This window comes from Comamonas flocculans (genome assembly GCF_007954405.1).
Classification (GTDB): domain Bacteria; phylum Pseudomonadota; class Gammaproteobacteria; order Burkholderiales; family Burkholderiaceae_C; genus Comamonas_C; species Comamonas_C flocculans.
Map to the genome: position 1 here is coordinate 1,953,487 of NZ_CP042344.1, position 21,545 is coordinate 1,975,031.

Genomic DNA, 21,545 nt, shown 5'->3' on the forward strand with positions numbered 1-21,545 from the left:
GCCCTGTGGATCGGTGTCCGGAGGCTCCATGGCTGGCTTGCCTGCGTTCTGCTATGTCTGTGCCAATGTGCATTGGCGCAGCCGCCCGCCGGTGTCGGCGCCATCGACCAAGTGGATTGGGATCCCGTCCAGCGCACTCTTGCCGTCGTTGGCTGGGCGGGTACTGCCCAGCCGCAGGCGTTCATTACCAGTCTGCGCGTGTTGCTGGACGGGCAGTCCATCTACCACGGCCCGCGCTGGCAGCATGAAGAGCGCGACGACGTAGTCCGGGCCACCGGGCGCCCCGACTGGCGTGGCAGCGGCTACCGCATCATTGCCCCAGTGCCCGCTTCGCTCGCATGCAGCGACTGCACCGTGCGCGTGATCGCTCGCACGGGCGACGGTCATGCCATCGAACTTGCCGCCGGCCCCTCCCTGAAGGGGCCGTCCATCGCCCCAGCGGCGCTGCGTGGCTGGCACGCCTGGCTGCTGCTCGCGCTGCTGGCGTTGCCCCTCGTCACGCTCGCCTGTCGCCGCTGCAGTCCACTGGCCCTGGCGGGCGCTACCGCCGTCGCGTTTGTGGCCCTGGTGGCCAGCGGCACTACCGGCTCCTCGCTGCCCCTGTTGTTGCAGGGCGCCGCCGTCGTGCAGGGCGATGCGCCGGTGTGGCTCGGCCAGGCACGCCCCATCCGCAGCGATGAATGGGAAGTCATCACCCCGATGGCGCTGGCCCAGCAGGCGCATGAACCACGCTTTCCCGTCGTCAACCACAACCTCGGCGCGGGCGGACAGAACATGCTCGTCATCGGCATGACCGGTGTACCCGTGGCCCATGTCAGCGCCCTGGCGCGGCCGGCCACCTGGGGCTTCTTCATGCTGCCCCTGCCCCAGGCGCTGGCCTGGTACGGATGGCTGCCCTTTTTTGCCTGCTTCGCCGCCTTGTGGTGGCTCATCGGGCGCATCGCCAGCATCGGCTGGCGACCCGCGGCGGCTCTCGCCGCCGCCCTTTCCTGGTCCGCCTACGCCATGGCGTTTTCCGGCTGGCCGGCCTACCTGCTGTTCTTTGGCGTGGCCGGCCTGTCGTGCGCCATGCACGCGCTGCGCACCGAGCGGATGTGGGCCGGTGCGCTGTCGGGCGCTGGTCTCGGGCTGGCAGTGGCCGGCTACGTCCTCGTGCTCTACCCGGCGTGGCAGGTGTCGCTGGGCTACCTGCTCGCCGCCGTGGCCGTCGGCTGGGCCTGGCAGGCGCGTGGCACGTTGCGCCGCGGCGGTGCCCAGGCGCTGGCGCTGCTGATGGCCGTGCTCATCGCCGTCGGCCTGCTGGGCGCATGGTGGCACGATGCGGCAGCCACCGTGCACGCCATTGAAGCCACCGTCTATCCCGGCCAGCGCGCCGCCAACGTCGGGGGCGACATCGACCCGTGGTACCTCATCAAAGGCCTGCTCAGCGTCAGCACCATGTACCAGACACCGCCACTGATGGACGCCAGCGACGCCGGCTCCAACCTCTGGCTGTTTATCCCGCTGGCCGTGCTGCTTGCCTGGCGCCTGATCACGCGTCGGGCCGTGGGTGCGCTTGGGCTGGCCGTCGCGCTCTATCTGCTGGCCGCTTTCATCTACATGGTCTTTGGCATCCCCGAGCCGCTGGCCCGCGCCAGCCTCTGGGGGCGCGTGCTGACATATCGCATGGACCTCGCTCTTGGCCTGGCCCAGGTGCTGCTGCTCGCCATCTTGTGGGAACGCGCCGCGCCGCCGCCACGCCCGGTTGCCGCCGCCGCGCTCATGCTTGCCTTGGTCGCCGCTCTCTGGAGCTGGCGCCAGTTGCCCGTGCCCCTGGCCGGTGCGCTCTCACCCGCCGCCGTGGCCCTGTCCACCCTCGTCTGGGCGCTGCTCGCCTGGTGGCTGACACGCGGCGAGTTCGCGCGCGCCACCGCGCTGTTCACCGTCTGGACGCTGGCCATTGCGTTGCCCTTCCAACCCTTGGTGGGGGCGCCGCAAGCCTTGACTCTGGCTCCTGCGCTGGCAGCGCACCTGCCACCGGGCAGCCGCGTGGCCGTGCTTGGCGACCGCCGCTGGTCGCTGCTCTTGCCCGCCACCGGCACCGCCGTCGTCAATGCCGTGCATTACGCACCGCCCGCCATGCTCTGGCGACGGCTGGACCCGGACGACCGTCAGCAGGCGGTGCACAACCGTTACCAGCGCCTGCTGCTGCGCTTGCAGACACTGACGCCGGATGCGCCGCCCTACGAGATGACCAGCCCGCGCCTGGACGAAGTCGTGCTCACGCTCGACCCAGCCCGCTTCGACTTTCGCCTGCTTCAGGCAAGCCATGTGCTCGCCGCGCCCCAGGACACTCCCGCTCTGCAGGCCAACCCGGCGCTGCGCGAGGAAACCCGGGGCGCCCAGTGGGTACTTTGGGCGTTGCACTGATATTGCGGCATGGGCTTGGTGCCGTGTTTACACTTGGGCACACTTTTTGAAGGAGCCCGCCGTGAAACGCGTCCTCGCCACCCTTGCCCTGATCTCGCTGGCTGCCACGGCTTTTGCCGGGGGCCGCTACGACGGCATCTACGCCTCTCCGCTTTCCAACGCCTCATGGGTGTCCTTGCACCATGACGATGTGCGTGTGGTCGCCGCATCGTTCAATTCCACCTTCAGGATGGACGGCACCGTCATCATCACCACCACCATTGGCACCACCATTCCGTCGATCATGAACACTTGGGATCTGTTGGGCGGACCGCTCTCGGGCAACGTTGCCAGCATTTCGGGAGAATTCAACTACGGTACCTGTTACGTCACCATGCGGTTGGTGCTGGCGGATGGTTCATTTCAAGTCTTTCCCGTTTCATCCGTACAGACGGCACAGGGCAGGCGCACCAATGTCTCGTGTCAGAACGCCTTCCAGGGTGCGAACTGGCCGCTGACCTTCAAGCGCATCTTCTGATCTGCGGCCGGGGGTGAGGGTATGCACGGCCCCGTGCATGGCGCAAACCAAACCCAACCATCGACTTCGCCCAGCTCGTGCAGGCGCGGGCTCTCGCGCAGGCGCCTGGCGTCCTCCCCACGCGCCAGCACCCGACCGGCGCCGGTGCTGGCAAAGTCAAACCGCAGCGCGTCAACGCTCACGCGTACCCGGTCCAGTTCGCCTGCCACCCGCCATGGCGGCCCATTCGCTGGCAGCGGGGTCGCCACAAAGCTCAGGTGCTGATAGCGATTCACGGCCGGCCAGTCCTGTGGGGTCAAGCCCATCCCTTGCCACAGCACAGGCTGCGGGTAATACAGCACCCCATTTACCACCGGCACGCCCGCCGCCGCCAGCGTCACCGCCGCCTTCGCATCGGCGCTGAGCACCAGCGTGCGCGGCACTTGTCCGTTCGCGTCAGCGGCGAGTGCCGCCACCTCAGGGGCCAAGGCCATGCTGCGCGGCGCGCGTGACCAGGGGTTGAAGGCAAGGCCAGCCGAGAGCCCCAGCGCCAGCAGCAGTGCGGCCGCCGCGCCCACCCGTCCGCGCATCAGCCACCAGGCGCTGGCGCCTACGCCCAGCGCCATGGCCAGCCGGGTGCCGGCGCCGTCGGTTTGCAGCACCCCGGCGGGCAGCCAGGCAAACTCCAGCGCCACCAGCCCCGCGCTTGCCAGGGCCACCGCCATGGCCACGCCGGCCTGAACCCGGCCTGCACTTGCCGATGCCGCCGTCCGTGCCGCCCAGCCCGCCGCAAGCAACGCCAGCAGCGCCGTGCATGCCAGTCCCAGCGACAGATCGAGCCGAACCCCCGTCACCCGGCTCCACAGCGTGGCGCGCGCCAGCCACGGCGCGATGCCGACGAAGCGAAACACCAGCCAGAACGCCACGAACGCCAGGCAGGCGCGCAGCGTCCAGCGCAGTGGGTGCGCGCGCGTTGCCTGCCACGCGGCCAGCAGCAGCAGCGGCAGCGGCAGCAGGATGAAGGCGCTCATCTCGCTCTCGTTGGCGTACATCGCCGGCACCAGCGCTGCGGCATCCGGCGCCAACCCGCCATGCAGCAGCGCCCCATTCAGGTAGCCGCGCAGCAGCCACCAGGGCGCTCCCGCAATGTCCGCGCCGGTTTGCGCGTCGCGCCCCCCGGGGTAGACCGTGGCCGCCATGCGCGCCACGGCGTCTGCCGTGTCCAGCCACCAACTGCCCAGCAGCGTGCCCGCCACCGTCAGCGCCGCCAGCAACCCCAGCCACTGCGGCGCGTGCCAGCCGGGCCGGGCATGTCGTCCGTCCGCCAGCCAACCCAGCGCCAGCAGCGCCAGGCACCAGCCGGTGCTGATCTGCCACGGCGGATACAGCACCAGCGCCCAGCCCGCCAGCAGGGCACCCATTGCCGCACCCCAGGCCGCCCCCGCGCGCCAGTGCCGCGCCTGCGTCAGCCGCGCCAACGTTAGCCACAGCGCGGCGCCAAACGCCACCGGGTAGAGCGGCCATTGCGACCAGCCCGCCGCATACGGCGCTGCGCAAAACGATGCCGCCAGCACCAGCGCCAGCCCCGCCCGGGCCGGCAGCAGCAGGCGCAGCGCCTGCCACAGGAAGAACAGGCAGGCAAACAAGGGCAGGTGCCACTGCCATGCCATCGCCTGGCGCAGCGGCAGAAAAAAATAAGCCCAGGTAGCCGGCCGCGCCAGAGCTGCCCATTGCGTCACCGGCGTACCCGTCATGCCGATGACACCCATGTTCTGCCCCTCGGGCCCCAGCAGCGTGTTCACCACCGGAAAGCGCGGTACGTGGTTGACCTGTGCCAGCGCGTTGGTCACCAGGATGCCCCACTCATCCGCGCGGATGAAGCGTGGCGTGCCCAGCGCTGCCGGGCTGCCGCGCCACTGCACCAGCGCCGCCTCCGGCCCCTGCGCCAGCAGCGGCCATGAACTGCCCGTCACTCCCGCGGCCACCAGCAGCGCGAAGACCACCCAGATCAGCGTGCCCACCTGCGCCGCGTGGCCCTGTACCCACGCATCCAGGTTCGCTGCCCGCGTCATCGAAAGAAGCGGGGCGCCTCGCCCCACAGGTGCCAGGCAGCGGGCTCCTCGCGCATCGCCGCATCGAGCGTATCGAACAGCGCCTGCGCCAGCGCCTGCTCGTCGCCGCAGACGCCCAGCGGCGTGATGCGCACGAAGCGCTGGCCGCTGGCAAAGTCGAACCCCGTCAGATACAGCGTCACCGGAATGCGCTGGGCCGTCGCCAGGCGCAGCAGCGCCCGGGGCACCTGCACCGTGCGCCCGAGCAGCTGCACGGCGCAGGTGGCGGCCACCTGATCCGAAGGCACGTCGATCGCCGCCACCACCTGCTCGCCCTCGCGCAGTGCGCGCAGCGCCGGGCGTAGTCCCGCCGACACGTCCAGCGCCTCGCAGGCCAGCGCCCGGCCCACCTCGGCGGTGCGCGCCTGCGCATACCGATGCAGCACCGTGTGTCCCTTGAAGTGCGCGCCCTGAAGCGGCGCCACCAGCGGGTGCATGCGCAGGCCGTGCGCGCGTGCGTGGCGCAGCCCCCACATGCCCGCGCCCCAGTGAAAGGTGCAGACGATGCCCGGCGCATCCGCCGCCGGCCAGGCGCCCTGAACGCGCAAATGCCTGCGCATCCAGCCATCCCCGCGCGTGCGCGAGAGGAAAAAATCCGCGTGATCCACCAGCGTCACCAGCCGGCGCTTGAGCAGCCAGTCCGCCTCATCCACCGCCCAGCCCTGGACCTTGGCCTGCGCCAGCGCCGCATGGCAGGCATCGCGGTACAGGCCGTCACGGCGCGCCAGCCGCCGCAGCACGCGAAAGCCCCAGCGCCACGGCAGCAGTGCCGCAAACCCCGGCAACAGCACCAGCTCCAGCGCGTCGCGCCATTCGGCGTGCAGGCGGCGTGCCAGGCCCATGCGCCTCAGTACCACTCGTGCGCCAGCCGCACCAGCCCCGGCGTGCTGTCCGCGTACACATGGCGAAACTGCGCGCAACGCATCCACTGGTCATACACCACCAGGCCGCTGGCGTCGAACAGATACACGCTCACCACGTACTCGCCCGTGTGCAGCGCCAGCGCCGGAAAGCGCACGCTCGCGCGCCAGCGCCCGCCGCCCAGCGGCTGCGGGCGCACGCCCGCCCTCTGCGTCGAAGTCGAGGTGATGCCCACGCCATGCGCCTGCTCCAGCATCATTGCGATGCTCGGGCACTCGCCCGCCGGGGCGCTCACCTCTATCGTCAGCTCCAGGTCTGGCCCTTGCAGCGTGGGTGGCGTGCCTTCGTCCAGGTTCGCCACCCGCACCGTCTCGATGCGCGCGTCGGCGCGCGCGGGTGCCGCATCCGGCACGCCAGGCAGCGGCGCGGCTTCCTGCGCCGCCTCCTGCGCGCGCACGTGCGCCTCGTAGCCGCCCAGCACTTCTTCCGTCGGGCCAAAGGCGCGCTGTGCGCCGCCGTCCAGCCACAGCGCCACGTCGCACAACTGGCGCACGTGGTACAGACTGTGCGAACAGAACACGATGGTGCAGCCGTTCTTGCGAAACTGCTCGATGCGCTCCACGCACTTCTTCTGGAAGTGCTGGTCGCCTACCGCCAGTGCCTCGTCCACGATGAGCAGGTCCGGCTCCACCGCCGTGACCAGCGCGAAGGCCAGGCGCACCACCATGCCCGACGAATACGTCTTCACTGGCCGCGCCATCGCCTCGCCCAGCTCGGAAAACGCGATGATCCCAGGTTCCAGCGCGCGCAGTTGCGCCGTGTCGATGCCGATCAGCCCGGCGCCAAAGCGCAAATTCTCATACCCCGTGAAATCCGGGTGAAAGCCCGCCCCCAGCTCCAGGATGGCCGTCACGCGTCCATGGCGCGAAAGCGTCCCCGTCGAAGGCGCCAGCGTGCCCGCCAGCAGCTTGAGCAGCGTGCTCTTGCCCGCGCCGTTGTCCCCCACCACGCCCAGGCACTGGCCGCGGCGCAGGCTGAAGCTGGCGCCCTGCAGCGCCCAGTGGCTGCGCGCCGCGCCGCCGCCCGCCAGCAAGGCCCGCAGCCGCGCGCGCGCCGAAGGGTAGAGCCGGTACTGCTTGCCCAGGCCGCTGGCCTGCACGACGGAGGAGGACATCACCCGGGGAAAGCCCTTGTATGGAAAAAGCAACGCGGCCCGGCGGACCGCACCGACCATTGTAAAGGCGCCCACGCAGCCACTGGCAGCGGTAAAGATATCAATATGCTAGCGTACAGCGCCCGCCATCAGGGCGCTAGCGGCTTGTTTGATGCAAAATTGCGCACTGCCGCCGTAGCCACCAAGATGGGCGGCGCAGGCCAGCCATGCCCTTCATGCCCCGCGCGCCCTTGGCCCGCGGCCACCCTATGGCCTACACTACCGCGTCTGGATCGCACGGCGCATGGGGCGCTGGCGCCAGCGGGTGACAAGCCCAAGAACTGCTGACAAGAACCGTGTTGTATTTCATCAACAAACGACTTGGGTGGCAGTGCGGCGCGGCCATCGCTCACGGGCGCTGTGCTACGATTTCGCAGCGTAATCGATCTTGGTAGTTGCGCTTATCAATTTTTAACTGGAGTGTTTATGAAAAAGAACGTTCTCGCCCTGAGCATCGCTGCCATGATCGGTAGCCTGGGCTTTGCGGGCGTGGCATCGGCGGGTACGGTCATTACGAATCCGGCACCTGGCGCGGCCTTGGAGGTGACGCCAACCGGTATCGGTCACATCCTGCTGGTGCCCTATTTCAGCACGCAAAACGGCAACGTTTCGCTGCTGAACATCACCAATACCGATCAGACGAACGGCAAGGCAGTGAAGCTGCGCTATCGTGGTGCTGCCAACTCTGACGATATCTACGACATCACGATCTACCTGTCGCCTGGCGATATGTGGTCGGCGAACGTGAGTCAGGTAGATGGTGTCTCTACTTTGGTGACGAACGACAACAGCTGCACGCTGCCTGCGGATGTCAATGTCCGTTTTGGTACGGCACGCCTGACTGCGGAAGACAGTCTTGCGGACAACAAGGCTGGCACCTTGGAAGGTTACATCGAAATCCTGAACATGGCCGATGTTCCTCCCGGCTCCGCCCTGTACACGTCGATCAAGCACGTCAAGCAGGCTGACGGTAGCTATGTGGCTCCCTGCGCCACCATGCCGTCTCAGAAGACCGATTTGGCAGACTATCCGGCTGCCCAAGCACGCGGCTACGATTACCCCACGGGCGGTTTGATGGCCAACTGGTCCATTATCAACCTCGACAAGGCGGGTTCCTTTACGGGTGATGCGACCGCAATCATCCCCGATGGTGGTGCCAACATCGTCTTCTCGCCTCAGGAAGAAGAAGCAACGGTAACGGCTGCAGCCGCGGCTCTTCTGACTGCTGACCCGTTGTTGGCCGCTCCCACGGCTACATTGACGGCGAAGAACTACGACTTCCCCGATCTGTCCACGCCTTACATTGGTGTGATTGCCCCGATTGATCAGGCCCACATGCTGTCCCATGCCTTGGCAACGGCTTCGATCACGAACGAGTACATGACGAGCCCGGACGTTGGCTTTGCCACCGACTGGACTTTCTCCATGCCTTCGCGTCGCTACAATGTGGCGTTGAACTACAAGACCAGCCCCGCTAGCGTAGTGTATGCGACCGGCGGAGCGTATTTCACGGCTGCGAATGTCACCCGCGTTGGTGATCAAATCTGCGTCAATTCCAAGTTTGAAGACCTCGAGTATTTCAACACGGAAGAAGGCAAGAAGACCACCAAGCCCGGCGGCTATGTGGTTTCGCCCCAGCGTCCCGGTGTCAAGCCCGGTCTGAATTTCTGCGGTGAGACCAGTGTCTTGACTTTCAACAACCCGCTGGCAGAGGACCAGGCCACTCCGGTTCTGGGCGCCCTGATTGCACGCCAGAATCTGCAGATGGAAAGCACCGCGGGTTCCACCGACGTGTATACCGATGGCTGGATGAGCATCAAGACGGCGGGGAACCCGGGGGTGGGCGGCGACCTTGGCCTGCCGGTGATTGGCCACTCCTTTGCCAAGGCCTTGGCGTTCAGTGCCAGCCTGGGCGGCATCTGGAAGCACCGCACCAGCACTACCAACATCGTTGCTGTTCCTTAAGCGACGGTCTCGGTTCGATAAAAAAGGGCGGAACTTCCGCCCTTTTTTTATCCCGAAAAATTTCGTCATTTCAACTCATTGCCTGACTTCCATGGATACCCGGTCTTCCAAGCCAACACATGTGGTTCGCTATCTTGTCTTGGCTGTTGCTTTGTCTCTTTTTCCTTGTCTGTCCGCTTGGGCGCAGGCACCGGCATCGGTGTTGCTCGGCGAAGGTCCTCTTGCCGTAACCACTGACGATATTCTGGCCGAGAGTGCGCCGCTCCAGGCTGAGGCACGCAAGAATCTGCTCACTTCTGCCAGCTCCATTGAGCGCATGGCGGCTGACATTTATCTGCGCCGCCAATTGAGTGCGCGGGCTTTGGAGCAGAAAATCGACCAACAGCCTGAAGTTCAGCGCGTGCTGCAACTGGTGCGCGAACGGGTTCTTGCCGATGCATTGGTCAAACAGACCGATGCGCAGCACCGGCCCGCACAAGACGTGGTCGCCAAATTGGCGCTTGAAAAATACAATGCGACGCCACAACGTTTCGAGCAGCCAGAGCGCCTCCATCTTCGCCATATTTTGATTCCGGCGGCGCAAGAGAACGCTCGCCTTGAGGCGGAAAATTTGCGGGAGCAGATCATCAATGGCGCAGACTTCGAGACCTTGGCCCGAGAAAAATCCAAAGACCCTGGCTCTGCGAGCAAGGGAGGAGACCTCGGTTTTGTTGGGCGCGGGAAAATGGTCGCTCCGTTCGAAGAGGCGGCATTCGCGCTGAGCGAGCCCAAGCAGTTGAGTCCCGTGGTGGAGACGCAATTTGGTTTCCATGTGATTCAGCTCGTCGAAAAAAAACCCGCAGGTTTACAACCGTTCGAGGAAGTTAAATCCGCGTTGGAGCAAGAAGCATCGGCCGAGGCTGGTCGAATGGCACGGCAGGCGCTGGCACGCCCCATTTTGGCGGAGATGCAAATTCACACCAAAGCAATCGAGGCATTTGCGGACAGCCAGAAGTAATATGCTGCGCCGGTCATGGAGGGGTGATTGGCGTTAATTAAACTGACCCCAGTTCATGCATGCGAGCACACGGTCAAGTTCGCGGCTGACGCCGCTCCGACGGGACTGGGGGAGCGGTGTCAGCCGCGAAGGCGTTGGATAACAGCGGCGGCTTACAACCCGCTCTTGTCGGTGCTGTGCACCCAGATTCCGCCCAAGTTGACCGACGTGCCCAGGGCTTTGGCAAAGGCATGACCAGTGATGGGCAAACCCTTGCCGTTGAGGCCCAGCCGCACCCAGCCGTCGGTGAAGACTTCAGAGCTGGTGCTCTTGGGCACGAAGTTCTGCAGCGTGAGCTGCGCCCCCAGGGCCTGGCTGTTGTTGAAGGTGACCACGGCCACTTCGCCGCACAGGTCCATGCGCTGGTTGGGCGGCACCGGCGAAAACAGCGGGCCGTTGTTGCGTTGGGCCGTATCCCAGGCGTAGGCGCCTGAAGAGTCGACACACAGCAGGCCGTTGGCGCCGGTGCGCACGTTGGCCGGCGTGTAGTAGCTGCCCGCGGGCGAGACGTAAGCCGCGGGGATGCGCGGCGGCAGGCCCTGCGTATAGTCCAGCGCCTTGGCGAACACCGCCTTGTTGGCCTTGTAATCCAGCGCGACGTTGTAGCGACGCGTAGGCTGCGACAGCGTCCAGTCGGTAGCAAAGCTCACCGCGGGACTGGTCATGTATTCATTGGTCACGGCCTTGGTGGCGAGCAGGTCGGAGATGAGTTCCGCCTGCCGTATGGCGTTGCCCAGGTTGGAGGCGGGCGTGACGTAGGGCGTGGACAGGTCGGGGAAGTCCAGGTTCAGCGCCATGATGGCGGGCGAGGCCGCCGAGCCGTCCGCCAGGGTGCCGCCGGCCAGCAGGGGGTCGGCGGTGAGCTGGCTGGGGTGGCGCCCGGCGGCCAGGGCTGCGGCGTCGTCGCCATCGTATTGGGGCGCGTCGGTGGGTGCAGAATAGACCAGGTTGGCCACTGCGCGGTCGCTCGTGCTGCCACTCTTGCGTGCGGCGATGGCGGTGGCGGCTCCGGTGAAGGAGCCCGCCTTGGACAGGTTGACGATGCTCCAGTGCGCCATCAGCCCTCCGGTTGGAAAGTTGTAGCCGCGATCTTCCCAGGAGTTGGGGAAGGGGACGTTCGGGTTGGTCGGATTCATCGACTCGATGCTCGAGATATTGGCGCAATCCGGCGTGCCCGCGGTGTGGGAGATGGCGTTGAACAGGGCGTTGGCGTTGCCAGGCAGCAGGCTGCCGGTGCCGCCGGCGCTGGCCTCGTGCGGCGGGATGTCGGTCATGTTGATGATTTCGACATAGCCTTCCAGGGTCTGTGCGCCCTGACCCTGTACGCGGTCGGTGTTGAAGGGCAGGTTGACGCTGGCCGGCAGGGTGCAGCTCAGGTCATTGGTCTGCAGGCGCGACTGCCCGCCCGACTGGCTGACTTCACCGGCCCAGACGTCGCCGGGCGCGAGATAGAGGGAGAAGCTGAACAGTGCGTCCGAATTGGCCGCGCCGCGGTAGCGCACGCGCAGCACCTTGCCGTTAACGGTGTCGGTGTTGATGATGTTGAGCAGCGAGACATTGCCGTCCTGGGTGCTGAAGTAGGGCGCCACCAGCAGATGGCCGATATGGTGCGGCGACACCACCAGAGTGTCGGCTATGGGCAGGTAGGCTCCGGCAAGGCCGCTGCCGGTACTGGGCACCTGTGTCGCCTGCTTGTTGGAAAACGACACGCCCGCGCAGGCAGTGCCTATGCAGGCCAGCGTGCCGGCGAGCGCGGCGATGCCGCGGGTGACTCTCTTCAATCTCATGGCGAGACTCCTCATTCGAATGGTTGGTCTTGTGCTGTCGTGCCCGGACCCGCAGGCCACTCCCCCTTGGACCCGGGCACGAAACCAGTCTAGACCCGTGGGCAGGGTCGCCATTAAGGGATAACCCGCAGTTTTCCTGCGAGCGGGTGCGAAGCGCGGGGCTTGCGGGGCGATGCATGACATCTCTTGCATGTCCGCGAAGGGTTTTTCAATTTGTATCGTTTGCGGGTGCGGTCGGGGCGCCGCAGCGACAGTCGCCTGCGGCGCGAGATCGCACTGCCACGCCCGCGCTTCGCGGCCCGCGATAATCAACGCTTTTTGCGCCGGGTCGGCCCCGACCAGCGTCTTCTTTCGATGTCCATCCTTGCGCAAGAGCTGCATTCGCTGGTTTCGTCGCGCCATCTCTTGTGGATGCTGACGCGTCGTGAGGTGGCGGCTCGCTATGCCGGTACCGCTGCCGGGGTGGCCTGGGCGTATGCGCAGCCGCTGCTGATGGCGGCGGCGTACTATCTGGTGTTCGACATCGTGTTCGCCATGCGCCTGGGTGAGCATGCGCCCACCAAGGCCGTGGGCACCTACCTGATTGTTGGCATGTTGCCGTGGATGGCGTTCGCCGAGGCCCTCTCGCGCGGCATGTCCAGCCTGCTGGAGGCGGGCAGCATTCTGCAGAAAAATGCCTTGCCGCCGATTTTGTTCGTGGCGCGTTCGGTGCTGGCGACCATGGTGGTCTATGGCCCGCTGTTGCTGGTGCTGGCACTGGTGTATGCGCCGCTGCACCGTTTTGCCCCGGCGGTGCTGGCGATGCTGCCGCTGGTGACACTGCAACTGGCCTTGTGCCTGGCGTGGGGCTACGCGCTGGCGGTGATGGCGGCGGCACTGCGCGACACGGTGCAGCTCGTGGGGTTCGGTCTGTCAGTGGGCATTTTTCTTTCGCCGGTGCTGTTTCCGTTGACGATGTTTCCGCAGCTCTGGCGCTGGGCCTTGTGGCTGAACCCGATGACCCCTTGGGTGGTGGCCTATCAGGGGGTGCTGCTGCAAGGTGTCTGGCCTGCATGGACCACTTGGCTGGCGATGCTGGCGTGGTTGCTGGCGGGACTGGCGCTGCTGGCGCTGCTGCTGCGGCGCAGCCGGGATCAGTTGGTGGATTGGTTGTAATTAAGCGCTGGTTTGTTTTATTGATGGCGACTTGAAAACACTGGCCGTCGAAGAGAGAAACACGCAGGCCGGTGCCGTGAAGGCCGTGCGAGATCTCCCTGCCGTGGCGCCAAGCTCGAAATCGTTGAGCGGTTTGAGCCCGTCATGGCAGCCTCAGCCACGACGGCTTTGCCTCAGGACTGCAGCCAGCTCTTGACGCGCCCCTGCCAATGCGCGGGCACGGCGCGCGCCACGCCGCGCAGCAGGGGCAGCGAGCGCAGCCAGACCAGGGCGCCGAGCAGGCCGGTCTTGGCCGCGCTCTGGGCGTCGGGTTCGGGCAGCCAGGCGGCGAGTTGCTCGGCCTGCGCGGTGCATTCGGCGGCCGCAAGCCCGCCCAGGTAGTCGCGTTCGTAGTGCCAGTCAGCGTAGTGCGGCGGCTCGCCGGCGGGCAGCGCGGGCGCGGTGGCGCTGGCGAAGTGCTCGGTGCGCAGCCGGGTGAAGGTGGCTACCCAGGCGGCGGGGCTCTGGTCCCAGGGCAGCACCCAGCTCCAGGGGCGGGCGATCACGCGTTCGGCGAAGGCGCCGAGGTCGGGCACGGCGACGGGCAGGCCGGCCTGGAGCACCGCGCTCAGGGTGTAGCTGTAGGTCTCGGGCCACTGGGCGGGGAACCAGACCAGGTCGGGCTTGAGCCAGGCGAGCAGGCCGGGCAGGTCTTCGTCCTGGTATTCGCCGTGCACGGTGAGCCGCGCGCGCGGCTGGGTCTGCAGGTGGCGGTAGCAGTAGCCCAGCAGGTGGAATTCCAGCGGCGCCTGTGTGCGCGCGGCCTGCAGGGCGGTGGCTTCGAGCAGGTCGGCGCCCTTGATGACGCTGAGGGCGCCGATGACGACGATCTTGAGGGGGCGGGCCTCGTCCGGGATCGCGTTCGTGCGAACGCCCTGGCCCTCACCCCGGCCCTCTCCCAGAGGGAGAGGGAGGAAGGCGGGGTCCTCCGGCGGGGTGAGCGGGGCGTGGTCGTTTCGCTGGCCCTCATCCCGGCCCTCCCCTGGTGGGACAGGGGGAAAGAGGGGGGAAGGGGAAGGCGTGGGTAGCGCGGTGCCGGGGGCGATGTCGGTGTGCGGCACGGCGAGCACGCGGGCGGCGGGGGCGAAGCCGGTGATGCGCCGCGCGGCGTCCCGGCTGGGGGCGAACACCTGGCGCGCGCCGGTCAGCAGGCGGGCGTTGGCGCCGCGCCAGGGGCCCACGGTCTTGAACAGCGGTGCGGCCATGTCACCCGTGCAGCAGGCGCACTGGCCGGGGGTGGGCTCGCCGGCGAAGCGGCCGTCCTCGCCCGTCATGCTGATGTGGGTGCAGAAGGCGTAGTAGTCGTGCGCCGTGACGTCGTAGCCCACGCCCAGCAACGCGGGCAGGTCGTAGGCCTGCGCGGGATGGCCGAGCAGGTGGTGGTAATGCACGTGGCATACGCCAAGCTGGCGCAGCACCGCGAGCAGGTCGTCCCATTGGTCCTTGACGCGAAAGGCGAGTTCAAAGCCTTCATTGGCGTCGGCCATGCGCAGGCGCACGCGGCCTCCGACGGCGGGGGTGAGGGTGAGGAATTGCGCGCGGCCGGCCAGCTGGTGGGCGAGCTCGCGCACGTGGCGCACGGTGCCGCCGCCGCGGTCGTGCAGCACGGCGAGGACGAGGGGCAGGCGGGCTTCGCTCAGGCGCGCCAGGTCCAGCGCCAGGCGGTAGGGGCGTGCCGGATCGGCCTGGACGAAGGCGTGGATGTCACGGCCGTAGCGCGGATGCAGGCGGTCGAGCACCTGGATGGCGGCGCGCTCGCGCGGGCTCTTGCTGTCGCCGAAGCTCACGCCGCCGGTGTGCAGCACGAAGGTGTCGAGCAGGTGCAGGTTGCGCCAGCCCTTGGCCGCCGCGCGCTGGCAGAAGTCGTTTTCTTCGCCATAGCCCTTGCCGAAGTGCTCCACGTCGAACAGGCCGACCTCATTCAGCGCGGCGCGGCGGATGTACATGCAAAAGCCCACGCCGGTGGGCACGTCGACCACCACGCCGGGGTTGGTGCGGGCACACAGGGCGTCCAGGCTGGCGGTGGTGTACCCCTCGGGCAGGGCGTTGTCCCGGCAAAAGCGCGGGTAGCTGCAGATGGTGGCGTTGGTCGACAGCGGCGTGACGCTGGCGATCCTGGCGTCGCCGTGGGCGGCGGCGCGGATGCGGTCCAGCCAGTCGTTCGCGACCTCGGTGTCGCTGTTGAGCAGCAGCACGTCGTTGTCACCCGACAGCTGCATGCCGCGGTTGACGGTGGCGACGAAGCCGAGGTTGCTGTCGTTTTCCAGCAGGGTGATGCGCTCGTCCTCGGCCGCGGCTTCGCGCAGCCAGGCGGTGACTTCGGGTTCGGGGCTGGCGTCGTTGATGACGATCAGGCGCCAGGCGCAGTGCACCGGGCTGGCCAGCACCGATTGGAGGCAGCGCTGGGTGTCAGGCAAGCCTTTGTAAACCGGGACGATGATGTCCACGGGGTGCTCGCTCGGCGCGATGGGCGTGGCGGGCGGGCGCGGGGCCGCGCGCAAATGCTTGGGCGTGCGGCCCAGCAGGCGATCGATGTGCATCTTGGCGGCGACCAGCGGGCGGGTGGCGCGAAAAATGGTGGAATCTTCTATGGCTTGCAGGTGCTGCGACAGGCCGGCGAGTTCGTGGCGCAGGCGGGCGGTTTCGCGCTGCCACTGGTCGGCCTGTTGCTGGAAGCTCGCGCCCTGTTCCCGCAGCAGCGCGGTCTGTGCAAGGCTCTCCTGCAACTGCGGCTCCACCGCGCCCAGGCGCGCCAGCAATGGCTGCACGGTGGCGCTGAGCGCTAGGTAGTCGGCCGACATCGGCCAGCCGAGTTCGACCTCCAGTTGCGTGGCGCCTGCCAGTTGCGCGGCGGGGATGGGCAGCTCGAACCAGGGGTCGTCGCCGGCGAGCAGCAGCAGCACCGGGCTGGCGGCGGGCAGCGGCCCCTGCCAGACGATGGATTGCAGGCGCGTGTGCGCGAACAGGGCGTGGGCGCCGTCTTCGCTGCGCCACTGCCACAGCGCCTCGCCGTCCGCGTCGAGCAGGCGCAGCCGGTACAGATGCAGGAAACCCGGCCGGTCTGCCGGGTCCAGCCGCAGCGTGGTGGGTGGCGACTGGTGGGCGGGCAGGGCAAAGTGCAGCGTCTGCCGCTCCTGACCCATGACGCCGGTGGCACTGCGCTTGTCCTGCTCGGCAAAGCCCCGGTCATGCGCGGTGTAGAGCTGCGCGGTGAACAGCGCCTGCGCCGGGGCGCCGGCTGCGGCGAAGTCGTTGGCCACCGGCTGAGCCACGGGCCGGGCGGCGCCGATGAACTGGTAGCTCAGGGCATCCGGCAGGGCCAGCAGGTAGCGGGCGACGGCGGGGGGCAGTTCGTCGAAGCGCGCCTTGAATTCCGAATCGGGCAGTTCGCGGCGGATGGTGTCGAGCTGTTCGAGCTGCCAGCGCTGCTCGCCCAGGAAGCGCGTGAGCGAGCGGCGCGTGAAAAAGCGCAGGTGCGTGCGGTCCAGCAGGCCTTCGTCGCGGTAGCGGAACTCCCCTTGCAGCAGTTCGGCCGCGAGGCCGGCATAGCCCGCGTTGGGCACCGAAATCAAGAGCTGCCCGCCGGGTTTGAGCAGTGCGCGGCAGGCGGCCAGCACGCGCTCGGGCTGGCTCAGGTGTTCCAGCACGTCGGCGCAGACGATGGCGTCGTAGGCGCCGGCCTCGAAGGTGGCGCCGAGCTCGCAGCTTTCCAGGTTGGCGACGACGACGCGGCGGTAGTGCGGGCGGGCGTGCGCGGCCTCAAGCTCGCTCCAGGTCAGGCCATCGACGGTGCACCGGCGGGTTTCACGCAGGTACTGGCCGAGCGCCCCGCTGCCGCAGCCCAGGTCGAGCACGGTGGCGCCCTCGGGCGTGAGGCCGGCAAGGACGGACAGCGAGGTGCGTTCGCCCTCGCGGATGCTGCGCAGGTAAACGTGCAGATCCGTGATGGTTTGTGTCATGGGGCGCGATTATCCCAAGCTGGCGGCGACAATAGCGCCCATGGACGCGTCGTGTTCGCCGGCAGGGGCCGCTCTGGTGGTGTCCGTGGTCAGCCACGGGCACACCGCCGCCGTGCGTGCCTTGCTCGGCGACCTGGCGCGCCACTGCGCGCACAGCGTGGCGCGCGTGGTGCTGACGCTGAACCTGCCGGACGAGCCCGAGCCGGTGGCGCCGGACGTCGCCTGGCCGTTCGCGCTGCAGCTGCGCCGCAACACGCGCCCGCGCGGCTTTGGCGCCAACCACAACCGCGCGCTGGCGGATGTGGCCGAGCCCTTCGTCTGCGTGCTCAACCCCGACGTGCGGCTGGCGGCAGACCCGTTTGCGCCGCTGTGCGCGCTGGCGGCGGGCCAGGGCGTGGGGGCGGCCTACCCGCGCCAGCTCGACGGCCAGGGCCGGGTGCAGGACAGCGAACGCGCGCTGCCCACGCCGCTGGCGCTGTGGCGCCGGCGCGTGCTGGGCCGCTCCGAGGCGCGCGTGGACTGGGTCAACGCCGCCTGCCTGGTGCTGCCCGCTGCGGTGTGGCGGCGCCTGGGCGGCTTTGACGAGCGCTACCACATGTATTGCGAGGACGTGGACCTGTGCCTGCGCCTGCGTCTGGCGGGCCTGCGGCTGGTGCGCGCGCCGGTGGCGGTGCTGCACGCGGGCGAACGTGCCAGCCACCGCAGCGCGGCGCACCTGGCATGGCATGTGCGCAGCCTGCTGCGGCTGTGGCGCTCTCCCGTCTACCGCGCGGCCGCCCGTCTGGCGCCGCCATCCCAGGCGCCGCTGGCGCGCGAAGGACAGGCATGATGGTGCTCGCCCTGGTGGCCTTCCTGATGTCCCTGGGGGCGTCGGCGGTGGTGATCCGCCGGCTGGCGCGGCGCGCGGTACGCTACGGCCCGGGCAAGCCCCAGCGCTTTCACAAGGGCGAGGTGCCGCGCCTGGGCGGCGTGGCGCTGCTGGCCGGGCTGTGTCTGGGCTGGGCGCTGGGCACGCTGCAGACGCTGTGGGGCGACCCGGGCTCGGTCGGCCTGGGCACCGGCATGTGGCGCTGGCTGGTGGTGCTGCTGCCGGCGGTGGTCTGCGGCATCGTCGAAGACATGACGCAGCGCATCAGGGTGGGCTGGCGCCTGGCGATGACGCTGCTGTCGGGCCTGCTCGCGCTGTGGCTGCTGGGGCTGAACGTGCAGCGCCTGGACCTGTCCTGGATCGACGCGCTGCTGCGCTCCGCGCCCTGGCTGGGCATGGGCATCGTGCTGCTGGCGGTGGCGGGCCTGCCGCACGCCTTCAACATCATCGACGGCTACAACGGTCTGGCGGGCGTGGTGGCGCTGATCATCTGCCTGGCGCTGGTGCACGTGTGTCTGCAGGTGGGCGACCGCCAGCTGGCGGCCATCGTGATCTGCCTGGCCGGGGCGACGGCGGGCTTCCTGGTCTGGAACTACCCGCGCGGCCTGCTGTTCGCCGGCGACGGCGGCGCCTACCTCTGGGGCAGCGTGGTGGCGCTGGCGAGCATCGCGCTGGTGCAGCGTCACCCCCAGGTGTCGCCCTGGTTTCCCATGCTGCTGCTGATTTACCCGGTGTGGGAGACGCTGTTTTCCATCTACCGCAAGCTGGCGCGCGGCGAATCGCCCGGCATGGCGGACGCGCTGCATTTTCACCAGCTGATCTACCGGCGCATCGTGCGCAGCGTGCTGCTGGAGGACGAGGCCCGGCGCATGCTCAAGCGCAACAACCGCACCGCGCCCTACCTGTGGGGTTTCAGCATGCTGTCGGTCGTGCCGGCGGTGCTGTTCTGGAACAATAGCCCGGTTCTGCTGGCGTTCTGCGCCGTGTTTGCCCTGGCTTACGTAGGCGCCTACATCAGCATCATCCGGTTCAAGGTGCCTGACTGGCTAAGGTTCTGAGTTACCCGCCCGGCGTGGCCAAAGCGCCCATTGAATAACCCGTCGCCCACATTTAAAGTAATGCAAACGCTTTCTGAAAATCGCATCAGAGAATACGACGATGACGAAATTTCCCTTTGGGAAATTTATGAAATCCTCAGAGAAAACTGGAAGGCCCTCACGGGCTTTATATTTGTCAGCGGCATGCTCGCGCTGGTGCTGGCCTACGTTCTTCCAAAGAAATACGAAGTTTCGGTTTACGTACAAGACCCGCTGCCGGTGCAGTACATGGATGTCAATACGAGCCGGACTGCATTGTCCGGGCTGGATTGGGTTACCGGCAAGGATTTGTACGGTTATTTTGTCGATTCATTGACTTCTGACGCGGCGCGACAGAGGTTCTTCGAGAAAATCTACCTCCCTTCGCTGGATGAACAGCCCAAGGATGAAGCCGAACGCAACGCCTTGTATGCGACCGTCAGCAAAAAACTGGTGGTAGTGAACGAACCCAAGTCCAACAAGGGGCGCCAGCATTACAACATCGTGGTCCAGGCGCCCACGGATCAAGCGGTGGTGGAGTGGACGAAGGGCTTTCTCGATCTGGTACAGGACGAAGCGCGGCAGAAATGGGTTGAGGGTGAGAAAAAGACCATCGCTGTAAAGATAGAAAATCTGGAAAAGAACCTGGCGGAAAAATATGAATTGACAAAAAAACTCCGGCTGGACAGGGAAGTTCGTCTGGAAGAAGCATTCAAGGTTGCACAGGCCGTGGACCAGGAGCTGCCGCAAGTCACCGTCGGCCAATTGCCCAAGCAGGAAAGCATCACGCCTTTTGCAGACGGTTCTGCCCTTTATGCGCGTGGCACCAAATCATTGGGGGCAGAAATCGACGTGCTCAGCAATCGCAAGGACGAATCGGCTTTCATTGAAGGCATCCGCGAACTGCAAGGGAAAGTCAAGGCGCTGAAAGAACAGGAACTGCACCCTGAATCCGTAGGCATGTACAGGATTGACGGGCAGTTGCTTCGGCCAGCAAAACCGGTGTCGCCCAAGAAGCTGCTGATACTCGCCGTCGGCCTGCTGCTCGGCGGCTTTGCAGGCCTGCTTTTCGTATTCGTTCGCCGGGGTGCGATCATGCGGCGCGCGGAGCAGGAAGCCCTTCAAGCCCAGCAAGCGCAGGCCTGAACATGGACCTGCAACACGCACACATAGCCATCATCGGCCTCGGCTACGTCGGCCTGCCGCTGGCCGTTGAATTCGGCAAGCACCGCCCGGTGCTCGGCTTTGACATCAATCCGACGCGCATCGCCGAACTGCAAGGCGGCAAAGACCATACCTTGGAATGCAGCCCTGGTCAGCTGCAGCAAGCCACACACCTGCGCTACAGCAGCCAGAGTGAAGACCTCAAGGCCTGCCAAGTCTTCATCGTCACCGTACCCACACCGGTGGACGGGGCGCATCGGCCCGATCTCACCCCCCTCGTCAAAGCCAGCCAGACCGTGGGCAGCGCGCTGAAAAAAGGCGACGTGGTTATCTACGAATCCACCGTCTACCCCGGCGCAACAGAAGAAGTCTGCGTACCTGAACTGGAAAACGCCTCGGGGCTGAAATTCAACCAAGACTTCTTTTGCGGCTACAGCCCTGAGCGCATCAACCCTGGTGACAAGGTAAACACCCTCACTACCATTAAGAAGATCACCAGCGGTAGTACATCCGAAGCCGCGGACGCGGTCGATATGCTGTACCGCCAGATCATTACTGCCGGTACGCACCAAGCCAGCAGCATCAAGGTAGCCGAGGCCGCAAAAGTCATCGAAAACACCCAGCGCGACCTGAACATCGCCCTGGTCAATGAACTGTCCGTCATCTTCGCGCGCCTGGGCATAGACACGCTGGACGTGCTGGAAGCTGCTGGTAGCAAATGGAACTTCCTGCCCTTTCGCCCCGGCATGGTGGGCGGGCATTGCATCGGCGTCGACCCTTACTACCTCACGCACAAGGCCGAGCAGGTGGGCTACCACCCGCAGGTCATACTTGCCGGACGGCGCATCAACGACAACATGGGTCGCTACGTTGCTCGCACCACCATTCGTCGCATGCTGCAAAACGGCATGGACGTGCCCCGCTGCCGCGTGGGCGTGCTAGGCATCACCTTCAAGGAAAACTGTCCTGACATCCGCAACAGCAAGGTGGTGGATGTGGTGCACGAACTGCAAACTTGGGGCACCGAAGTCGTCGTGGCCGACGCCTGGGCCGATGCCACTGAAGTGCGCCATGAATACGATCTGGAACTGGGTGTGATCGATGCCGCCCGGCCCGTGGATGCGCTCATCGTCGCCGTGGGACACAACCAGTACCGGGCGCTGGCCCCCGCTGAATTGCGCGCCCTGTGCCGCAGCAGCAAACCCGTGCTGGCCGACGTGAAGAGCCTGTACGACCGGCACGCGCTTAAGGAGGCTGGTTTCAACGTCTTCAGACTGTGACGCCATCAACTCTCTCCCTCTCGGAAGGAGGGCAGGGGTGTGGCGGGTGCACCAAGTTGTTTCTTGATTGCCGCCAGCCCCCATCCCAAGCTTCCCACAGAGGGGCAAGGGGCATCATCCTTCAAC

At 66.6% G+C, this 21,545-nt stretch carries 14 protein-coding genes; 9 read left to right on the forward strand and 5 right to left on the reverse strand.

The features are described from left to right. The first annotated feature begins 111 nt into the window (after positions 1-111). Positions 112-2,409 carry a DUF7657 domain-containing protein gene (locus FOZ74_RS09475; RefSeq protein ID WP_146912831.1) on the forward strand — a complete coding sequence of 766 codons (2,298 nt, stop codon included), beginning with the start codon at positions 112-114 and terminating at the stop codon, positions 2,407-2,409. Between the two features lie 61 nt (positions 2,410-2,470). Further along, positions 2,471-2,926, forward strand: a complete 456-nt coding sequence (locus FOZ74_RS09480; protein WP_146912832.1) for a hypothetical protein — start codon at positions 2,471-2,473, stop codon at positions 2,924-2,926. On the opposite strand, the gene FOZ74_RS09485 is transcribed toward FOZ74_RS09480, so the two are convergent. From FOZ74_RS09485 to FOZ74_RS09495, 3 genes are read right to left on the reverse strand one after another with little or no spacing between them, the layout of a single operon-like run. Next, complete coding sequence (locus FOZ74_RS09485) at positions 2,872-4,977, reverse strand: DUF7657 domain-containing protein (RefSeq protein WP_146912833.1); 2,106 nt, start codon at positions 4,975-4,977, stop codon at positions 2,872-2,874. The two genes, FOZ74_RS09480 and FOZ74_RS09485, sit on opposite strands and share 55 nt — an antisense overlap. Then, complete coding sequence (locus FOZ74_RS09490; RefSeq protein ID WP_146912834.1) at positions 4,974-5,858, reverse strand: lysophospholipid acyltransferase family protein; 885 nt, start codon at positions 5,856-5,858, stop codon at positions 4,974-4,976. The genes FOZ74_RS09485 and FOZ74_RS09490 overlap by 4 nt, the downstream gene beginning before the upstream one ends. 5 nt (positions 5,859-5,863) lie before the next feature. Beyond that, entirely contained in the window at positions 5,864-7,051 is a 1,188-nt protein-coding gene (locus FOZ74_RS09495; protein WP_146912835.1) for an ABC transporter ATP-binding protein, read from the reverse strand. Positions 7,052-7,516: 465 nt separating this feature from the next. Here FOZ74_RS09495 and FOZ74_RS09500 point away from each other — a divergent pair, with 465 nt between their 5' ends. Together FOZ74_RS09500 and FOZ74_RS09505 are read left to right on the forward strand one after the other, a co-directional pair. Next, positions 7,517-9,055, forward strand: a complete 1,539-nt coding sequence (locus tag FOZ74_RS09500) for a cell surface protein (protein ID WP_146912836.1) — start codon at positions 7,517-7,519, stop codon at positions 9,053-9,055. A 91-nt stretch (positions 9,056-9,146) separates the two neighbouring features. Beyond that, positions 9,147-10,052: a peptidylprolyl isomerase gene (locus FOZ74_RS09505; RefSeq protein ID WP_146912837.1), complete on the forward strand. Its 906-nt coding sequence runs from the start codon at positions 9,147-9,149 to the stop codon at positions 10,050-10,052. A 152-nt stretch (positions 10,053-10,204) separates the two neighbouring features. Here the strand turns inward: FOZ74_RS09505 and FOZ74_RS09510 are convergent, their stop codons facing one another. After that, positions 10,205-11,878, reverse strand: a complete 1,674-nt coding sequence (locus FOZ74_RS09510) for a hypothetical protein (protein WP_146912838.1) — start codon at positions 11,876-11,878, stop codon at positions 10,205-10,207. Positions 11,879-12,232: 354 nt separating this feature from the next. On the opposite strand from FOZ74_RS09510, the gene FOZ74_RS09515 reads away from it, so the two are divergent. Continuing rightward, on the forward strand, positions 12,233-13,033 hold the full coding sequence (locus FOZ74_RS09515; RefSeq protein WP_146912839.1) for an ABC transporter permease: 801 nt from the start codon (positions 12,233-12,235) through the stop codon (positions 13,031-13,033). 173 nt (positions 13,034-13,206) lie between these two features. On the opposite strand, the gene FOZ74_RS09520 is transcribed toward FOZ74_RS09515, so the two are convergent. Then, entirely contained in the window at positions 13,207-17,031 is a 3,825-nt protein-coding gene (locus FOZ74_RS09520) for a methyltransferase domain-containing protein (protein ID WP_146912840.1), read from the reverse strand. Positions 17,032-17,071: 40 nt separating this feature from the next. Here FOZ74_RS09520 and FOZ74_RS09525 point away from each other — a divergent pair, with 40 nt between their 5' ends. The 4 genes from FOZ74_RS09525 to FOZ74_RS09540 are packed head-to-tail and all read left to right on the forward strand — an operon-like array spanning position 17,072 to position 21,419. After that, the gene (locus tag FOZ74_RS09525; protein WP_146912841.1) at positions 17,072-17,860 is read left to right on the forward strand and encodes a glycosyltransferase; all 789 of its coding nucleotides are present in this window, start codon (positions 17,072-17,074) and stop codon (positions 17,858-17,860) included. Beyond that, positions 17,857-18,957, forward strand: a complete 1,101-nt coding sequence (locus tag FOZ74_RS09530; protein ID WP_146912842.1) for a glycosyltransferase family 4 protein — start codon at positions 17,857-17,859, stop codon at positions 18,955-18,957. Before FOZ74_RS09525 ends, FOZ74_RS09530 begins: the two co-directional genes overlap by 4 nt. 60 nt (positions 18,958-19,017) lie before the next feature. Beyond that, positions 19,018-20,121: a Wzz/FepE/Etk N-terminal domain-containing protein gene (locus tag FOZ74_RS09535; RefSeq protein ID WP_146912843.1), complete on the forward strand. Its 1,104-nt coding sequence runs from the start codon at positions 19,018-19,020 to the stop codon at positions 20,119-20,121. 2 nt (positions 20,122-20,123) lie between these two features. Then, positions 20,124-21,419, forward strand: coding sequence for a nucleotide sugar dehydrogenase (locus tag FOZ74_RS09540; protein ID WP_146912844.1), 1,296 nt, complete (start codon positions 20,124-20,126; stop codon positions 21,417-21,419). Positions 21,420-21,545 lie beyond the last annotated feature (126 nt).